12 protein-coding genes and 6 tRNA genes are annotated in these 17,301 nt (G+C 45.3%); 13 read left to right on the top strand and 5 right to left on the bottom strand.

All coding sequences use genetic code 11. The features are described 5' to 3' along the window. Positions 1 to 37 precede the first annotated feature (37 nt). The 8 genes from pal to ACRN9H_RS09790 all read left to right on the top strand — a co-directional run bounded on the left by pal (position 38) and on the right by ACRN9H_RS09790 (position 2,351). Positions 38 to 571, top strand: a complete 534-nt coding sequence (pal, locus tag ACRN9H_RS09755) for a peptidoglycan-associated lipoprotein Pal (RefSeq protein ID WP_220774925.1) — start codon at positions 38 to 40, stop codon at positions 569 to 571. Positions 572 to 595: 24 nt separating this feature from the next. Further along, the gene (gene ybgF / locus ACRN9H_RS09760; RefSeq protein WP_263189716.1) at positions 596 to 1,345 is read left to right on the top strand and encodes a tol-pal system protein YbgF; all 750 of its coding nucleotides are present in this window, start codon (positions 596 to 598) and stop codon (positions 1,343 to 1,345) included. Between the two features lie 142 nt (positions 1,346 to 1,487). Then, positions 1,488 to 1,563, top strand: a tRNA-Lys gene (locus ACRN9H_RS09765). 182 nt (positions 1,564 to 1,745) lie between these two features. Beyond that, a tRNA-Lys gene (locus ACRN9H_RS09770) sits at positions 1,746 to 1,821 on the top strand. 57 nt (positions 1,822 to 1,878) lie between these two features. After that, positions 1,879 to 1,954 (top strand) — tRNA-Lys (locus ACRN9H_RS09775). Between the two features lie 56 nt (positions 1,955 to 2,010). Further along, a tRNA-Lys gene (locus ACRN9H_RS09780) sits at positions 2,011 to 2,086 on the top strand. Between the two features lie 57 nt (positions 2,087 to 2,143). Beyond that, positions 2,144 to 2,219: transfer RNA gene (locus ACRN9H_RS09785), tRNA-Lys, on the top strand. Between the two features lie 56 nt (positions 2,220 to 2,275). Beyond that, a tRNA-Lys gene (locus ACRN9H_RS09790) sits at positions 2,276 to 2,351 on the top strand. Between the two features lie 452 nt (positions 2,352 to 2,803). Here ACRN9H_RS09790 and ACRN9H_RS09795 read toward each other — a convergent pair. The 3 genes from ACRN9H_RS09795 to acs form a co-directional block, all read right to left on the bottom strand. Continuing rightward, positions 2,804 to 3,064 (bottom strand): GrxA family glutaredoxin, encoded by a 261-nt coding sequence (locus ACRN9H_RS09795; protein WP_432313495.1) that lies wholly within the window; start codon positions 3,062 to 3,064, stop codon positions 2,804 to 2,806. A gap of 60 nt (positions 3,065 to 3,124) precedes the next feature. After that, positions 3,125 to 4,879, bottom strand: a complete 1,755-nt coding sequence (locus tag ACRN9H_RS09800) for a DEAD/DEAH box helicase (RefSeq protein WP_432313496.1) — start codon at positions 4,877 to 4,879, stop codon at positions 3,125 to 3,127. 219 nt (positions 4,880 to 5,098) lie between these two features. Next, positions 5,099 to 7,051 (bottom strand): acetate--CoA ligase, encoded by a 1,953-nt coding sequence (acs, locus tag ACRN9H_RS09805; protein ID WP_432313497.1) that lies wholly within the window; start codon positions 7,049 to 7,051, stop codon positions 5,099 to 5,101. A gap of 173 nt (positions 7,052 to 7,224) precedes the next feature. Between acs and ACRN9H_RS09810 the strand changes: the two genes are divergently transcribed. Continuing rightward, entirely contained in the window at positions 7,225 to 10,665 is a 3,441-nt protein-coding gene (locus ACRN9H_RS09810; RefSeq protein WP_432313498.1) for a hybrid sensor histidine kinase/response regulator, read from the top strand. A 72-nt stretch (positions 10,666 to 10,737) separates the two neighbouring features. On the opposite strand, the gene bioA is transcribed toward ACRN9H_RS09810, so the two are convergent. Then, positions 10,738 to 12,078 carry an adenosylmethionine--8-amino-7-oxononanoate transaminase gene (bioA, locus tag ACRN9H_RS09815; protein WP_432313499.1) on the bottom strand — a complete coding sequence of 447 codons (1,341 nt, stop codon included), beginning with the start codon at positions 12,076 to 12,078 and terminating at the stop codon, positions 10,738 to 10,740. A 122-nt stretch (positions 12,079 to 12,200) separates the two neighbouring features. Between bioA and bioB the strand changes: the two genes are divergently transcribed. The 4 genes from bioB to bioD all read left to right on the top strand — a co-directional run bounded on the left by bioB (position 12,201) and on the right by bioD (position 16,445). Then, a complete protein-coding gene (gene bioB, locus ACRN9H_RS09820; protein ID WP_432313500.1) occupies positions 12,201 to 13,253 on the top strand; it encodes a biotin synthase BioB in 1,053 nt (350 codons plus the stop codon). Positions 13,254 to 13,386: 133 nt separating this feature from the next. Continuing rightward, complete coding sequence (locus ACRN9H_RS09825) at positions 13,387 to 14,619, top strand: aminotransferase class I/II-fold pyridoxal phosphate-dependent enzyme (RefSeq protein WP_432313501.1); 1,233 nt, start codon at positions 13,387 to 13,389, stop codon at positions 14,617 to 14,619. A 61-nt stretch (positions 14,620 to 14,680) separates the two neighbouring features. Further along, complete coding sequence (locus ACRN9H_RS09830) at positions 14,681 to 15,517, top strand: methyltransferase domain-containing protein (protein WP_432313502.1); 837 nt, start codon at positions 14,681 to 14,683, stop codon at positions 15,515 to 15,517. Positions 15,518 to 15,713: 196 nt separating this feature from the next. Continuing rightward, positions 15,714 to 16,445, top strand: coding sequence for a dethiobiotin synthase (gene bioD, locus ACRN9H_RS09835; protein WP_432313503.1), 732 nt, complete (start codon positions 15,714 to 15,716; stop codon positions 16,443 to 16,445). Between the two features lie 313 nt (positions 16,446 to 16,758). Here the strand turns inward: bioD and ACRN9H_RS09840 are convergent, their stop codons facing one another. Continuing rightward, positions 16,759 to 17,118, bottom strand: coding sequence for a TraR/DksA C4-type zinc finger protein (locus tag ACRN9H_RS09840; protein ID WP_432313504.1), 360 nt, complete (start codon positions 17,116 to 17,118; stop codon positions 16,759 to 16,761). Positions 17,119 to 17,301: the final 183 nt, after the last annotated feature.

The following is a 17,301-nucleotide window of genomic DNA, read 5'->3' on the forward strand; positions in this document are numbered from 1 at the left end:
CTGATTTAATCACATTTAATTTGATAAGGAATACGTAATGGATCTGAATAAGTTGTTAAAAGCTATGTTGGTAGCACTTCCAATTATGGCTATTAGTGCATGTAGCTCAACTTCAGAATCAGAAACTGATGCAATGGGCTCAACAAACGGTTCTGGTAGTGAACTGAATGGTGGCATTCAAACGGGTGGTGTGGGCGGTATGTTGTCAGCTGAAGAACAACAACGTCAACAGTTAGATGATTTGAGAAAACAACAAATCATTTACTTCGATTTTGACCGTAGTGAAGTTCAAACTGAATTTGCCGCGATATTAGAAGCCCATGGTACTTACTTAGTTGAGCACCCAAGTGTACGTGTATTAATCGAAGGTCATGCAGACGAGCGTGGTACTCCTGAGTACAACATCGCACTAGGTGAGCGTCGTGCTAAAGCCGTTGCTAAATACCTACAAGGTATGGGCGTACAGCCAAGCCAAATGAGCGTAGTCAGCTATGGCGAAGAAAAACCACTTGATTTTTCTCGCACTGATGAAGGTTTTGGCAAAAACCGTCGTGCAGTTTTAGTTTACTAAGATTGAATTTCGGAGAGTGACACAATGAAACGTGCCGTCTTAATTACGGCAATGTTCCTTGGTGCAGGTGCTGCAGTTGCAGCACCTGCACCTGTGGAAGATATTGCTGGTGGTTCAAGTGATGACAGGCTTGCTCGTATTGAGCGTATTGTTAAATCGAGACAGCAAAGTGATCTCGAAATGCAGCGTCGTCTTGATACTCTGCAGCAAGAAGTCCTAGATTTACGTGGTTTAACGGAACAACAAAATTATCAGATTGAGCAGATGCAGCAGCGTCAGCGTCAGTTATATGATGAACTGGCGAATGTATCCTCTAAAGCTTCTGCTGCGCCATCAGCTGTGGCTGCTACATCGACCCCCTCTATTGCAGCGACCAATGCCGCCGCAAGCAGTTTAAGTGAAACAGCCAGCTATGAGGCTGCCGTTAACTTAGTCTTAAAAGAGCGTAAGTATGATGAAGCTATTCCTGCCTTCCGTGCTTTTATCAAGCAGTACCCAGACTCAGTGTATGCCGCAAATGCTAACTATTGGTTAGGCCAACTTTTATTTAATAAAAGTGAGTTTGCCGAGGCAAAGCAAGCCTTCAATACTGTTGTTGCACGCTTTAGTGATTCAAATAAGCGTGGTGATAGTTTAGTGAAACTCGGTATGATTGCAGAGAAAACAGGTGACAAAGCGGGAGCTCTGCAATACTACCAACAAGTTGTTAAAGATTACGCAAACAGCGCAGCAGCGCGCATTGCACAGCAACAGTTAGCCGCACTTAAAGCCTAATTAACTAAAAAACATACTCTTAGTCTGTTTTTCATGCAAACGACAAAAAATTGGGAATTTGCGCTTGCATGAGAAAATGAAAAAGGTATTATAGGCGCCCTCAGAGCGGCGAGGTCGTTCGGGGCGTGAAATACCAGTAAATGGGTCGTTAGCTCAGTCGGTAGAGCAGTTGGCTTTTAACCAATTGGTCGAAGGTTCGAATCCTTCACGACCCACCACTTAATTCTAGTTAATAGAATAAGTTAATGGTTTCATATGCTAGTAATAAATATTGTTGGTCGTTAGCTCAGTCGTTTTATAGCGCTAGAGCAGTTAGTTTTTAACCAATCAGTTCAATGGTTCTAATCTTTCACGGCATACCACTTTACTGAAAGTGTTTAAATCAGCGCAATATATAGATGGGTCGTTAGCTCAGTCGGTAGAGCAGTTGGCTTTTAACCAATTGGTCGAAGGTTCGAATCCTTCACGACCCACCACTTTTATATGTATGGTTCATATAAAATAAGTACATCGTTTTATCGCAATATATAGATGGGTCGTTAGCTCAGTCGGTAGAGCAGTTGGCTTTTAACCAATTGGTCGAAGGTTCGAATCCTTCACGACCCACCACTTTTATATGCATGGTTCATATAAAATAAGTACATCGTTTCATCGCAATACCAGATGGGTCGTTAGCTCAGTCGGTAGAGCAGTTGGCTTTTAACCAATTGGTCGAAGGTTCGAATCCTTCACGACCCACCACTTTTATATGTATTAGTCATATAAAATAAGTACATCGTTTTATGGCAATATCTAGATGGGTCGTTAGCTCAGTCGGTAGAGCAGTTGGCTTTTAACCAATTGGTCGAAGGTTCGAATCCTTCACGACCCACCACTTTTATATGCATGGTTCATATAAAATAAGTACATCGTTTTATCGCAATACCAGATGGGTCGTTAGCTCAGTCGGTAGAGCAGTTGGCTTTTAACCAATTGGTCGAAGGTTCGAATCCTTCACGACCCACCACTTTAATGAAAGTGTTTAAATCAGCGCAATATCCAGATGTGTCGTTAGCTTAGTCGCTTATTTATAAGGCTAGGGCAGCTGGCTTTTAACCAAGCAATAAATCGAATAGTTCTAATCCTTCCTAGTAAACCACTTATTACTCTGCCTAATTATTATCCTGCAGTGCTACCACATTACTACCCGTATAGTACTCTAATCAATTGTCTTTTATGTCTGTTGATTCATATCCGTCACATCGATATTATTTGAGATTTACTCTCTGTCATTATCAATCAAAAATAACTGATGTTATGCTCGGTTACGTACCAAAATAAAAACCATGTAACATCCGTAGAGTAAGCCCTTCGCCGTGACTCTATTCATGCGCGTGACATTTTAATACTCTGTATAGTGTGATAAAAAAAAGGAGACCTAGAGTCTCCTTTTTATTAAGCCGAGAATATACGTAGGGCTTAATCTAACAACTTGTGCTCACGAACGTATTGTTCAAAATCAGTACAGCCACCGATGTGTTTCTCATCGATGAAAATCTGCGGGACTGTCTCAACAGGCTTGCCTACAGTCTTCTCGATATCTGCTTTAGAAATACCTTCCGCGTGAATATCAATATATCTGAACTTGAAGTCATCACGCTTTTCAACGAGTTGCTCAGATAATTGCACTGCACGAACGCAATAAGGACAGCCTGGACGGCCAAAAATAACAACAAACATAATAACTCCTTAGGATTACTTTAGTCGTTTTATACCATAGGCCTAGGTGAATTGGTAATGTCAGCGGTATTTATTTTCAGTTTGATAACGGCCTTGATAATCAAAATAGCTTTCGAGCAGATCCCAACCTTTTTTATGCTTCTTCAGCAGCAAGAGATTAGGCATACGGAATTTATCCGTATCACTGATTAAATCTACCACCTTAGTGTATTTTTTCGGTTTTAACCCCGGTGTACGGCTATGGGGGAAAATAAATAGCGCATATAGTGCACGCCACTGGGCTGGAGTTTGTAATTTAAAGCGTTGATTAAATTCATTACCGTCGATATCAAGATACTGCACTTTTAGGTTGCCGCCATCGTCAATAAGCGTCATATGCTGGCAACGAAATAAATGATGATGTTGCTGGCTGAGTACTTGGCGCAGGCGTTTATCGGGATCGATGAGCGTTGATTGGCAGTGTTGGCAAATACGCGCCGCAATGTCATTTTCTTCACCGCAATCTGGGCATGATTTCGATCTAAATCGAAAATCGCATTGTTGTTTTTTACCTTGCGGTTCTACTATGCCTTGGCAGCGGCGACCAAAGTGTTCAATGATGTCGCCATCGTCGTCCGTTAGTCCCCAAAAAATATTGGCAAAATCACATGCGGGGCAATGAACTTGCACGGGAACCGATTTACTGTTGGGTTTAGCTTGGCCGACTTCAGGGAAATACAAATCATAGCCGTTGGCGGCATAGTCAATAACAAGACAATCTTTTTTACCTTCGGCGATCCGTAAACCACGGCCGATCATTTGTTGAAAAAGGCTCACTGAAGCGGTAGGCCGCAAGATGGCAATCAAATCAACATGGGGTGCGTCAAAGCCTGTAGTTAATACAGCCACGTTGACTAAAAACTTGAGCTCTTGGGCTTTAAAGCGTTCAATCGTTTCGTCACGTTCATCGTCATGCGTTTGTGCCGTAATAATGGCGCTCTGCGTCCCATGAGTTTGGTTTAATAGGTCAAAAATTTCATTAGCGTGGCGCACCGTTGCCGCAAAGATGATGATACCTTTTCTATGCTGGCTGAGCTCAATGAGCTGTTTCACTATCGCTGTGGTTGCGCGGCCGTAATGCCCCAGCAAATCGTTAACTTCTGATTGTGTGTATTCGCCGTTGTCGTTTGGTTTGAGTTGACTGAAATCGTACTGGGCACTTAAGCCATCAAATAGTATTGGCGCTGTGAGGTAACCTTGTTTGATAAGCGGCCTTATGGGAAGTTCAAAAACACAATGTTCGAATACGGCATGTTCAGGTGAGCCTACTTTACCATGGTAGTGCTGCTGATAAATCCACCCAGTACCAAGGCGATAGGGTGTTGCCGTGAGTCCAAGTAATCTCAGTTGAGGATTTTTGGTGCGTAAATGATTGAGCACTTGCTGGTATTGGCTGGTTTTAGCCAGACTGACCCTGTGGCATTCATCGATAATAATGAGTGAAAAAGGTTGATCAAATTGAGTTAGTGCCCGCGCCGCTGATTGGATACTGGCCACGACGGTTTTACCGTCGGTTTGTTTTTGATTAAGTCCTGCGGCATAAATACTGGCTTGTGCCGTGAGTAAGCCGACTTTTTGTGCATTTTGCGCGACTAACTCTTTCACATGGGTGAGCACTAAGACTCGCCCCTTTGCAATGCGCGCTAATTCAGCGATCACAATGCTTTTGCCTGCGCCTGTGGGCAATACGAGTACGGCTGAAGCCTGGCTTTGCCTAAAATGGGCGATAGCCGCATCAACCGCTTGCTGTTGATAGTCTCTGAGTTTGACTGACACGCTGATAAAAAATCTATATTGAATAAAAATGAGGTGACAAGCTTAACATAGCGGCCAAAAAAAATGCCCCTGGTTGGAGGGGCAAACTAGAGAAAGGAGCAATCACAGACTCTCTCAACAGGGGTCACTTTTACCTGAGCTTTAAAAAGGGAGTTTCAGGTTACACTTAGCCTATTGGGAATAGGCTAAGTGTTGTGGACGTTATTTTTAACTCGGATATTACTCAGTACGATTCAAGCGTGATTCAATCAAGGTCTCGATCACCGCTGGATCGGCCAAGGTTGATGCATCACCTAAATTAGTGACTTCGTTAGCGGCAATCTTACGCAGGAAACGACGCATGATCTTGCCTGAACGTGTTTTAGGTAAGCCCGTCGCCCATTGGATTAAATCTGGGGTTGCTAGCGCACCAATTTCTTTACGTACCCATTGACGCAGTTCTTGGCGTAGTTCTTCGGTTTCTTCAGTGCCACGGGTTAAGGTGACATAGGCATAAATGCCTTGGCCTTTAATATCATGCGGGTAACCCACTACTGCGGCCTCTGCGACAAGCTCGTGCGACACCAGCGCACTTTCAACTTCAGCGGTACCTAATCGATGACCCGATACGTTGATCACGTCGTCAACGCGGCCCGTGATCCAGTAATAACCATCTTCATCGCGACGGGCACCGTCACCAGTAAAGTACATACCACGGAAGGTTTTAAAGTAGGTCAGTACAAAGCGTTCATGATCGCCGTAAATCGTACGCATTTGGCCGGGCCAAGAGTCGAGTAATACTAAGTTACCTTCGTTCTCACCGTCTAAAATATTACCCATATTATCGACTAAGGCAGGTTGCACGCCAAAGAAAGGGCGAGTGGCTGAGCCTGGTTTAGTGTCAGTAGCGCCTGGCAGTGGAGCAATTAAAATGCCACCCGTTTCAGTTTGCCACCACGTATCGACGATAGGGCAATGCTCATGGCCAATCACCTCATGGTACCAACGCCACGCTTCTGGGTTTATTGGCTCACCGACTGATCCCATAATTCTTAAGCTGCTGCCATCAAACTTATCGAAATGTTGTTTGCCTTCTGCCATCAATGCACGGATTAAGGTTGGCGCGGTATAAAGGATATTGACCTTATGACGGTCAATCATTTCACCTAAACGGGCAGGGCTAGGATGATTAGGCACCCCCTCATGAATAAGCACTGTCGCGCCATTAGCGAGTGGCCCATAGACCATGTAAGAGTGACCGGTGATCCAACCTACATCGGCGGTACACCAATACACTTCACCGACTTTATAGTCGAACACATATTCATGGGTCATAGACGCATAAACCATGTAGCCACCAGTGGTGTGTAATACGCCTTTGGGGTTACCGGTTGAGCCTGAGGTATAGAGTAAAAACAATGGCGCTTCTGCGTCCATTTCTTCGGGGTGACAGTGTTCAGATGCGGTTTCCATCAGTGCATGCCACCAAATATCGCGGCCTTCTTGCCAGTCAACCTTACCACCAGTACGTTTAAGTACAATGACTTTTTCAATCGTGGTCACATCAGGATTTTTTAACGCATCATCGACGTTGCGTTTTAATGGGATGGCTCGGCCACCACGCATGCCTTCATCGGAGGTGATGATCACTTTGGATTTACCGTCAATTACGCGGGTGGCAATTGAATCGGGTGAAAAACCACCAAATACCACAGAGTGGACCGCGCCAATGCGGGCACAGGCGAGCATGGCGACTGCAGCTTCTGGCACCATGGGCATGTAAATGGTCACTATGTCACCGCAGCATACACCTTGGCTACGCAGTGCGTTCGCAAATTTACAGACATCAACATGTAATTCGCCATAGGTGATTTTGCGTTGTTCGCTAGCGTTGTCGCCTTCCCAAATAATCGCTACACGATCACTGTGCTCGGCTAAGTGGCGATCTAAGCAGTTGGCAGAAGCATTCAGGGTGCCATCGTAAAACCAGTTGATCGACAGATTATGATCATCGAAAGAGGTTTTTTTAATCTTAGTATAGGGCTTAATCCAATCTATACGCTTGCCGTGTTCTCTCCAGAAACCTTCTGGATTAACAATCGACTCTTGATACATTGTTTTATATTTATCGTTGTTTACAAGTGCATTGGCTGCGATATCGCCGGAGACTTTGTAGAGAGACTGCGAGCTCATAGGGCTTCCCTTTTGAAATTTGCGTGACCTGAGTATGGTATGTAAGGAGGCGGCAACTCCATTAGACCTTGGTCTATTTTTAAATTTTCCTTTATATTTAGACTGTTGCATTACAAATCAGGCTAGATTTTAGACAGGTTTTATCGCACAATAATCAGAAAAAAGAGCAGAGTATGAATTTAACCTTAGTCGTTGCTATTATTGCCGTCTGTTATGTCTCGCTTTTATTCCTATTGGCGTGGGGAGCGGAGCGGTGGTTTAGCCAAGTCACCAAAAAGCTACAGGTTGCTATCTATGGGCTGAGCTTAGCGGTTTACTGCTCTTCGTGGAGTTTTTTGGGCACGGTAGGCCAGTCAGCAAATGATTTTTGGTCTTTTTTACCCATTTTTGTCGGGCCTATTCTGATATTTACCTTAGGTTTTGGCATGTTGCGTAAAATCGTATTAGTGTCAAAGGCACAAAATATCACCTCAGTTGCCGACTTTATTGCCGCCCGTTACGGTAAGTCGCAAACCTTAGCCGCTCTCGTTACGCTCATCGCCTTGTTTGGCATCATGCCGTATATCGCCCTGCAGCTAAAGGCCATGGTATTTAGTCTTAATCTCTTTCAGCCCGTGGACGACCCGCTTGATGGCGTAACCATTCCGTTACTTATTACAGCACTATTAGCCATATTTGCCATTTTATTTGGTACCCGCAAACTCGATGCCACTGAGCATAATCCAGGGATGATGTTCGCGATTGCCTTTGAATCTCTGGTTAAACTAGCGGCATTTTTGTTAGTCGGTATTGTCATCAGTTTTGGTTTTTTTGATGGTTTTGGTGACATCTGGCAACAAGCGAGTGCTCAATCGTTGATCCACAACCCCAATCCGCGCATCGAAGCTTTAATGCCTGAGTTATTAGTCGGGATGGCGGCCTTTTTATGTATGCCAAGGCAGTTCCACGTGATGGTGGTGGAATGTGCCGATGAGTCAGTGTTATCGAAGGGTCGCTGGTTATTTCCACTGTATTTAGCATTGTTTGGCCTATTCGTTGGACCGCTTGCTTTAGCAGGAAAAATTATCCTCGGGGATTCAGTGTCCGCCGATACCTATGTGATCAATCTACCGCTGGCTTTAGATCAGCCTTTGTTGGCGGTAATTGCACTGCTGGGTACGCTTTCGGCCGCCACGGGGATGGTGATTGTTGCGGTCGTCACCATCAGTGTGATGGTGAGTAACGAATGGTTAGTGCCAGTGATGTTACGTACGGGTCATATCCGTGAGAAAAATTTTAGCCAATTTTCGCAGTTGTTATTAAATGCTCGCCGCTTTGCTATCGTGATTATTTTGAGTTTGGGCTATGGCAGTTATCTGGCATTAGCAGACAGTGATTCATTATCGCATTTAGGCATGTTGTCCTTTGGTGCTTTTGCCCAACTAGCGCCCGCTTTAGTCGGCGGGCTTTACTGGAAACACGGCAACCGTGCTGGAGTATTTTTAGGGCTAGGTGTCGGTTTTAGCTTGTGGTTTTATATCATACTGCAGGGCATGACGGATGTGCAAAGTTCAGCAGCCTTAGTGTCTGGTGTGGTACATGAAATTGGCTTATTGGATGCCATAACGCCCAATGTGCGTGATGCATTAACGGCACTTTCAGCCAATATCGGCTGTTATATTTTAGGCTCTATTTGGTTTAGGGCAGGCGTCGCTGAACGTATTCAGGCTAGTGCCTTTGTAAGCCCTGGTAAGTTAAAAAGCAGTGCCAATAAGAAAAATGGACCTATTTCGCAGCAGGATTTACTGATTTTAGCCAGTCGTTTTGTCAGCCCAACCCGCGCCTATGAAAGCTTTAGCCGTTTTTCAATTGATGCCGTAAAAAGTGATAGCTGGCATAAAGCGGCGCCATCTGAGCTAATTTTTCATACAGAGCGTTTGTTAGCAGGGGTGCTTGGTGCTTCAAGTGCGGCGCTGGTGATGGATTCTGTGCTACAAGGGCGCGATTTAGCGCTCGATGAAGTATTTAGTTTGGTGGATGAAGCATCATCGAAAATTATGCTCAGCCAAGATATGCTACGTGGCGCCATTGAACACGCCTATGAAGGTATGAGTGTTATTGATAACGATCTCAATCTGGTAGCGTGGAATTACAAATATGTCGAGCTATATCAATATCCTGAAGGTTTTTTGCAGCAGGGCATGCCGATTAGTGAGGTGATCCGTTTTAATGCAGCGCGAGGTTATTGTGGTGAAGGGGAAATCGAGCAACAAGTCGAGCAACGAGTGCAGCATATGCGTAATGGTACGCCGCATACCTCTGAACGTTATCGCAAAGATGGAAAAGTGATTAAAATTCAGGGGAATCCAATGCCATCAGGCGGCTTTGTGATGACCTTTACCGACATTACCCAATATCGTAAGCAAGAACGAGCCTTACTCGAGGCTAATGAGACTTTAGAAAGCCGCGTGAATGAACGTACTTATGAATTAGCTATGTTAAACAGTGAGTTATTAGAAGCCAAAGCGCAGGAAGAAATCGCCAACGCCTCTAAGAGTCGCTTTTTGGCCGCCGTTGGGCATGATTTAATGCAGCCGCTTAATGCTGCGCGGCTGTTTACTGCTTCTTTATCTCAATATCCTAATTTAGATCGAGAGGCTCGTACTACGTTATCCCACGTAAATAGCTCATTAAAAATCGCGGGTGAATTACTCACTGACTTACTCGATATTTCTAAACTCGATTCGGGTATGGTGGACGTAAATCGCCGTGACTTTGCTATTTCTGAACTTATCAATGGCTTATCTGTTGAGTTTGAGGCAATGGCAGCCGATAGCCACATCCGTTTTAAGATGATCCCATGCAGCGCAACCGTCAATTCAGATCCCTCTTTATTGCGCCGTATCCTGCAAAACTTTTTAACTAATGCGTACCGTTATGCTCGGGGGGGGAGAGTGTTATTTGGTTGTCGTCATCGTGGAGATTATCTTGAAATTCAAGTGTTAGACACGGGCTGCGGTATCGATGAAAAAGAAACCCAAGAAATATTTAAAGAATTCAAACGCTTAAATAACCCCAAAAGTAACAATATCAGCGGGTTAGGTTTAGGTCTGGCAATAGCCGATCGCATCAGCAAAGTACTCGAACACAGTATTCAAGTCTCGTCACAATTAGGACGGGGTTCGGTGTTCTCTATTTGTGTGCCACTTGGAGAAACCGTGAGCCAACCACAAATAAAGGCATTACCCTCATTATTACAGCCGTTATCGGGTATTAAGGTATTGTGTATCGATAACGAAGAAGCGATTTTGGCTGGGTTAGAAAGCTTATTAAGTCGTTGGCAATGTGAGGTTATTTGTGCCAAAGATTTATCCGATGCACGCATTAAGTTAGGGCTTAAGGGCGTTGCGCCCGATATTGTGCTCGCAGATTACCACTTAGATGATGGCCAAAATGGGGTTGATGCGATGGACGGTATCCGCGCACTTTATGGCAAAGATTTACCCGGTATTTTGATTACTGCCAATACCCGTAAAGAGCTGGTGGAAGATGTGCAACGCCGCGGTTATCACTATATGGCAAAAATGATAAAACCTGCGGCGCTGCGGGCGTTGATTTCTAGCCTAGTGAAATAAGCTTAGTAAAATGAACCCATTAAAAATGCGTCTAGTTAAATGAGTTCAGTGAAATAAAGGTATCAGCCACCACTAACCGTGGCTGATAAGTTGTTGCGTTGAATGGCTTGATGATACGCTAATGCCTCCTGCGACTTGCTTCATCGCGCTGGTGAGTTGGCTTAACTGCGCTGAGCTAATCACGTAGGGTGGCATAATGTAAATTAGGTTAGCAAAGGGGCGAACCCACACCCCTAAATCAACAAATTGTTGCTGTAGTTCAGCGGTATTGACGGGATCATGCATCTCTAACACGCCGACAGCGCCGAGCACTCGCACATCTTTTACGCTCGGTAAATCAATCGCATCCTTAAGTTCAACGCGCATTTGCTGCTCGATAGCGGCCACTTGCGCTTGCCATTCATTGCGGTTAATTAAGTCTAAGCTTGCACATGCCGCGGCGCAGGCTAGCGGGTTACCCATAAAAGTAGGGCCATGCATAAACACGCCCGCGGGAGATTGGCTTATACCTTGGGCAACTTTATCGGTACATAGCGTTGCCGCTAGACTGATGTAACCGCCCGTTAGCGCTTTACCTAAACATAAGATATCTGGAGTGATATTGGCGTGTTCATAGGCAAATAGCTTGCCTGTGCGGCCAAAGCCAGTGGCGATTTCATCTAAGATTAACAGCACATTAAATTCATCGCACAACGCGCGAAGGCCGATTAAATAATCCGCACTGTAAAAACGCATACCGCCCGCGCCTTGCATTATCGGCTCTATGATCACTGCGGCAATGTCGTTGTGATGAGTGCTTAAGATACTGCGCATCGCCGTTAAATCATCGGCTTGCAACGTTTCGCCAAAGGCGGTTTGCGGTGCGGGCACAAAAGATTGCTTAGTGACAGCATCGCCAAACATAGTGTGCATGCCGCCTTCGGGATCGCATACGCTCATGGCGGCAAAGGTATCGCCGTGGTAACCCTTCTTAACCGTAAGAATACGTTGCTTTAACGGGCGTAAACCTTCATGTGTATTTTGACCCTGCCAATACTGCAACGCCATTTTAATCGCCACTTCAACTGCGATTGAGCCAGAGTCGCACAAAAAGACCTTTGTTAGCGGTTCGCAGGTCATAGCGATAAGTTTTTTACACAGTTCAATGGCGGGTTCATGGGTGATGCCGCCAAACATCACATGGCTCAGCTGATGTAGCTGTTTTTCCATCGCGGTTAATATTGTGGGATGTGCATAACCATGAACACAGGCCCACCATGAACTGGTGCCATCGATAAGTTTGCGGCCATCGACGAGTTCAAGATCGCAGCCCTTTGCACTATGTACACCAAAAACAGGAAGAGAACGGGTCATTGAGGTATAAGGATGCCAAATATGGGCTCTATCAAAATCAAAATCGAGTAAATTGGGCATAAATGCTCACTAGGTTGGTTGTAAAGTGGCCACTAGTAAACCGGCTTTACTGGTTGGCGTTGACAGTTTAAGGGCTGAGGTTATCCTAGCCAAGATAAAAGACAGAATAAAAAGGGTATTCAATGTCGCTGTTGCAAGTTCGTCATGATTGGAAGCGGGAAGAAATCGAAGCCTTATTTGCGCTGCCGATGAATGATTTGTTATTTAAAGCCCACAGCATTCACCGTGAAGTGTACGATCCTAATGAAGTGCAAATTAGCCGCTTGTTATCGATTAAAACCGGTGCTTGCCCTGAGGATTGCAAATACTGCCCGCAGAGCGCCCGTTATGACACAGGTCTAGAGAAAGAGCGTTTGCTGGCAATGGAAACTGTGCTGACCGAGGCGCGCAGCGCTAAAGCCGCGGGGGCTTCTCGTTTCTGCATGGGCGCAGCTTGGCGTAATCCTAAAGAAAAAGACATGCCGTACCTTAAGCAAATGGTACAAGAAGTCAAAGCCTTAGGTATGGAAACCTGTATGACGCTCGGCATGCTGTCAGAAGACCAGGCTAATGATCTCGCTGGTGCTGGCTTAGATTATTACAACCACAATTTAGATACTTCGCCTGAATATTACGGCGATGTGATCACCACACGTACCTATCAAAATCGGTTGGATACACTGACAAATGTGCGCGCATCTGGCATGAAAGTGTGCTCTGGCGGGATTGTTGGTATGGGTGAAAAGGCAACGGATCGCGCAGGTTTACTACAACAGCTGGCTAATTTACCGCAGCATCCTGATTCAGTGCCGATCAATATGCTGGTCAAAGTGGCGGGCACGCCGTTTGAGAAACTGGACGATCTCGATCCATTAGAATTTGTGCGTACCATTGCCGTGGCACGTATTTTAATGCCACTTTCGCGCGTGCGTTTATCGGCGGGGCGTGAAAATATGAGTGATGAGCTGCAGGCCATGTGTTTCTTTGCTGGCGCCAACTCGATTTTCTACGGTTGTAAATTGCTAACCACGCCAAACCCAGAAGAAAGTGATGATATGGGGTTATTCCGTCGTTTGGGCCTACGTCCAGAACAGGGACCAGTGGCAAAACTGGAAGAAGAAAAGGCCGTATTGGCTAAAGCGGCGGCGTATCAAGATAAGTCATCAGCAGCATTTTATGATGCGGCTGCGTTGTAATATTAGGCAATATTTAGACCTGAGGCCACAACCTTATAACGGTTGTGGCTGTTAATCTTATGCCGTTATTCTCATCTATGCGATAACGTTTGAGGCAACTCTGTTTGAGACTATCTTTCTTAAGAGCAAATAAATGAGTTCTCTGCTTGAGACTAAAATTGCAGCCCGTCAGCACGCTTTGCGTGAGCAAGGATTACTGCGACAACGTAAAGTGTTGAGTGTCGATCATGCCCTTAATACTAACGCATCTACTTCGGGCCCACGCTTTGTGTTCGAAGGGCGATCCTATGTTAATTTTAGCAGTAATGATTATTTAGGTTTATCCCGCCTGCCAGAACTTGCTGACGCCTTGCACCTTGGCGCGCAGACTTACGGTGTTGGTAGTGGCGCTTCGCCATTAGTAACAGGTTACAGTGAGGCACATTTCGCGCTTGAGCATAAGCTCTGCGCCTTAACGGGGCATGAAGCAGCATTACTATTTTGCTCAGGCTTTAGTGCCAATACGGCGCTGATGAAAACCCTGTTTGATCAACACGATATTGTGGTTGCCGATAAGCTAGTACACGCCTCAATTATTGATGGTTTGCAGGACAGCGGCGCGCAGCTGAAACGTTTTTTACACAATTCCTTAGAAAGCGCTGAGCGGCTTCTGACTCGAAATCACGCATCGGCGTTAATCACAGAAAGCGTGTTTAGCATGGACGGGGATTGTGCGCCGATCACGCAGTTATCAGCGCTTTGTCGTCAACACAATACTTGGTTGATTGTTGATGATGCCCATGGTTTTGCGGTGCTCGATGGTTATAAAAATAGTGATGTAATAGATAAAGCCGCCAAGCTTATCGATGTGCAAGTGGTGACCTTTGGTAAAGCTTTAGGTTGCCAAGGCGCAGCGGTTTTGGGAAGCCAAGCGCTGATCGACTTTTTGGTCAGTAATGCCCGTGAATATATCTATTCGACCGCATTATCGCCTGCCAATGCCGCACTGGCGTTAGCTGCTGTTCAGTACAGCACGGCGCATCCTGAATTACAGCAAAAACTGCTTGCAAATATTGCGCTGTTTAAGCGCTTATGCCTTGATGCCAATGTGCCTCTTTTAGGCTCAGACACAGCAATCCAGCCATTAATCATTGGTGATGCGCAGCAAACCCTGCAAGTGGCCGAGGAGTTAAGGCTGGCTGGTATTTGGGTTGGCGCTATTCGCCCGCCTACAGTGCCTGTGGGCTCGGCGCGTTTACGTATTACCTTAACCGCGGCGCATAGCGCTGAAGATATTGCAGCTTGTGCTGCGCAATTAGCCCAAGTGCTCAGTCGCGTTAATATCCCTCGCGTGAGTGAGCGCCTCGCCGCCGATGAGTACAGATAAATGCGCTTTAGAGATTGGGTGAGTTTTTTGAATTTGAATTGTGTTATGAGTGTGAAGCAAAATGCTAAGTCTAAAAGAGTCTGAAGTAATCAAACCTGTTGAAATCAAGCCTCATTCCACAGAGGTTAAGATTGCGCAGCGCTTCTCCGCCGCGGCCAATAGCTATCAAGATCATAATAAATTACAGCGCCTGAGCGCCGCCAGTTTACTCAGCAGTTTATTCGTCCAAGGTAATCTGTTAGATATTGGGGCGGGTCCGGGGACTGATTTTTCAGCATGTTATCCTAACAGGCTTTCTATGGATAACCAGTTTAGCGCTGTGTTTGCCGTGGATATTGCCCTTGGCATGTTACATAAGTTAAATCAGTCCTATCCCGATTATCATGGGGTATGCGCAGATGCGCAGTATTTACCCTTTAGCGATAACAGTATGGATGTTATTTATTCGAATCTGGCTTTGCAGTGGTGTGCGGATTTTCCTGCCGCTGTGGCTGAGATGGCGCGGGTACTAAAGCCTGGCGGCGAGTGTCATGTGACGCTGGTGGCTGAGGGGAGCCTTCATCAATTAGCTGAATTAGGCTTAAGGGTGAATGACTTCTCTACGGTTGAGGCGCTCAAAACAGCATTTAAACTCGATATATGGCAGCATTTAGATGTGCAGCTCATCCCAATGACAGTGCATTTTGATACATTAAAAGCATTACTCTATTCCATTAAAGGGGTCGGCGCTTCGGTGCAATCAGCCCGCGCATCTATCGCTGTTGCAGACCGAACTCCACGGCTGCGTGGCCGTGAGGATTGGCAACGAATACAGGCCAAAGCCGAGGTGCTACGTTTACCCGACGGTCTACCGTTAACCTATCAAATAGTACAGATCCGCGCGCGACGTAATGCTTAAAAATATGTCGACATAGCGCTTTAAAAGTATAATACCCGTACATGAGTCACACTATTTTCCTTTAATGCGAGTGTTTATAAATCACCGTTTTATAAAGCATTTAGTTGATAGCGATTTAGGCCTATGATGATGGACATATAACGTCGTCAACTGAGCAAAATCAGCCAACAGCGATCGACGAACATAAGGATCTCATATGTTTTTTGTAACAGGTACAGATACTGACAGTGGTAAAACCTTAGTCTCATCAGCATTATTAACCGCAGTGAATCGTTTAGGCCATATTGCTAGCGCAGATTCTGCCGTGGGCATTCTCGCTGCTAACACTATGCTGACCCTAGGCATTAAGCCTATTGCTTCGGGCTGTGCACAAACCTCTGAAGGCTTGCGAAATGCCGATGCTCTGCAGCTGATGACCTCATCGTCGTTAAAACTTGCGTATCCGCTCGTTAACCCTTTTAGTTTTGAACCCGCCATCGCGCCGCATATTGCCGCGGCTCAAGTAGGCATGCGTTTAACGCCAGAGGCGATTGTCGATAGCTTAGATTTTACGGCATTTTCCCAAGCGGATTTTTGCTTGATTGAAGGCGCGGGTGGCTGGCGTTTGCCATTAGGTGAGGACAGGTATTTGTCGGAAGTGGTGCAGAAACTTGAGCTGCCGGTCATACTCGTGGTAGGCATGAAACTCGGTTGTTTAAATCACGCCTTACTGACCCAAGAAGCGATACTGGCTGATGGTCTTACCATTGCAGGCTGGGTGGCAAATCGTATCGATCCTGAAATGAGCATGTTTGACGAAAATCTAGTTAGCCTTAAAGGGATGATGTCAGCGCCTTTTCTTGGCTGCATTCCTTTTCTAACTGAACCGAGTGCAGAAAATGCCGCTGATCATCTCGATGTTTCTCTTTTGCATGATAATGCTCATTAATTAACTTGATAAGGGTGTTATGAGCCTTGGTTGCGATGGCATTAGACTTTGCATTGGATGTTCATGCATTGGATGTTCATGCATTGGATGTTCAGTTGCTGTTTGTGAGTTTCATCTGTTAATTTATTTCTGCTATTTAGGATTAAATTAGGATTAAACTACTTAAAAATTATAGATATTACAAAATGCTTCTATTCGCTTGCGCATAGTACCTGCTGTGCGCTGGGCTTTTTATTAGCTGAAAATTAAACACGTAGATAGCGGTTAGTTCAATGTATTATCACAAGTTTAGGTTAAATAAGCGGGAGTTTTATCAATGATTGAGCCGTAGCTCGTGGCGATGCTCATGTTGATAATGATCAGCACATGCGTTACAGCGCTGCTCGGTGGGGTCTTGAGTTAACCGCACGGTTTCGATTTCAGCTTCGCAATCGGAGCAAAGACCATAAAGACCTAAATCGAGCTGACAAAAAGCTGCGTCGAGTTTATTTAATTGACTAAATAGCGGGTGTTCTGCCAATGGGGTTTGAGCCAATTTATCGATAAGCTCAGTTAAGCTCAGACTAGTATAATGCTTTCCTATGGCTTCGAGGAACGAAGGGATCGCGCCGATTTCTATCCTTAGATTAGCTTCAAGCTCTGACAATTCATGTCTGATATGGGTAATACTCACGTAAAATAGCCTATATTCATTTAACTCTAGGCGTTCAGTCTAATTGTTCCACTATCAACAACTATGATGAAGATCAAGTATCTGCCACATTTTCATTTTTTTGCGTTTTTAAAATCGCTCATCCTTATCGCGTCACATCTGCGATAAAAAAGTTCCTTTCATCGCAGATACACACAGAGTGGC

It is taken from the genome of Shewanella sp. MF08487 (assembly GCF_050848685.1).
Lineage (GTDB): Bacteria > Pseudomonadota > Gammaproteobacteria > Enterobacterales > Shewanellaceae > Shewanella > Shewanella glacialipiscicola.

Coding starts and splice junctions, on each gene's coding strand:
- bioB (WP_432313500.1), top strand. CDS start 12,201: ATGTCGCTGTTGCAAGTTCGTCATGATTGGAAGCGGGAAGAAATCGAA.
- ACRN9H_RS09810 (WP_432313498.1), top strand. CDS start 7,225: ATGAATTTAACCTTAGTCGTTGCTATTATTGCCGTCTGTTATGTCTCG.
- bioD (WP_432313503.1), top strand. CDS start 15,714: ATGTTTTTTGTAACAGGTACAGATACTGACAGTGGTAAAACCTTAGTC.
- ACRN9H_RS09825 (WP_432313501.1), top strand. CDS start 13,387: ATGAGTTCTCTGCTTGAGACTAAAATTGCAGCCCGTCAGCACGCTTTG.
- ACRN9H_RS09830 (WP_432313502.1), top strand. CDS start 14,681: ATGCTAAGTCTAAAAGAGTCTGAAGTAATCAAACCTGTTGAAATCAAG.
- ACRN9H_RS09795 (WP_432313495.1), bottom strand. CDS start 3,064: ATGTTTGTTGTTATTTTTGGCCGTCCAGGCTGTCCTTATTGCGTTCGT.
- acs (WP_432313497.1), bottom strand. CDS start 7,051: ATGAGCTCGCAGTCTCTCTACAAAGTCTCCGGCGATATCGCAGCCAAT.
- pal (WP_220774925.1), top strand. CDS start 38: ATGGATCTGAATAAGTTGTTAAAAGCTATGTTGGTAGCACTTCCAATT.
- bioA (WP_432313499.1), bottom strand. CDS start 12,078: ATGCCCAATTTACTCGATTTTGATTTTGATAGAGCCCATATTTGGCAT.
- ybgF (WP_263189716.1), top strand. CDS start 596: ATGAAACGTGCCGTCTTAATTACGGCAATGTTCCTTGGTGCAGGTGCT.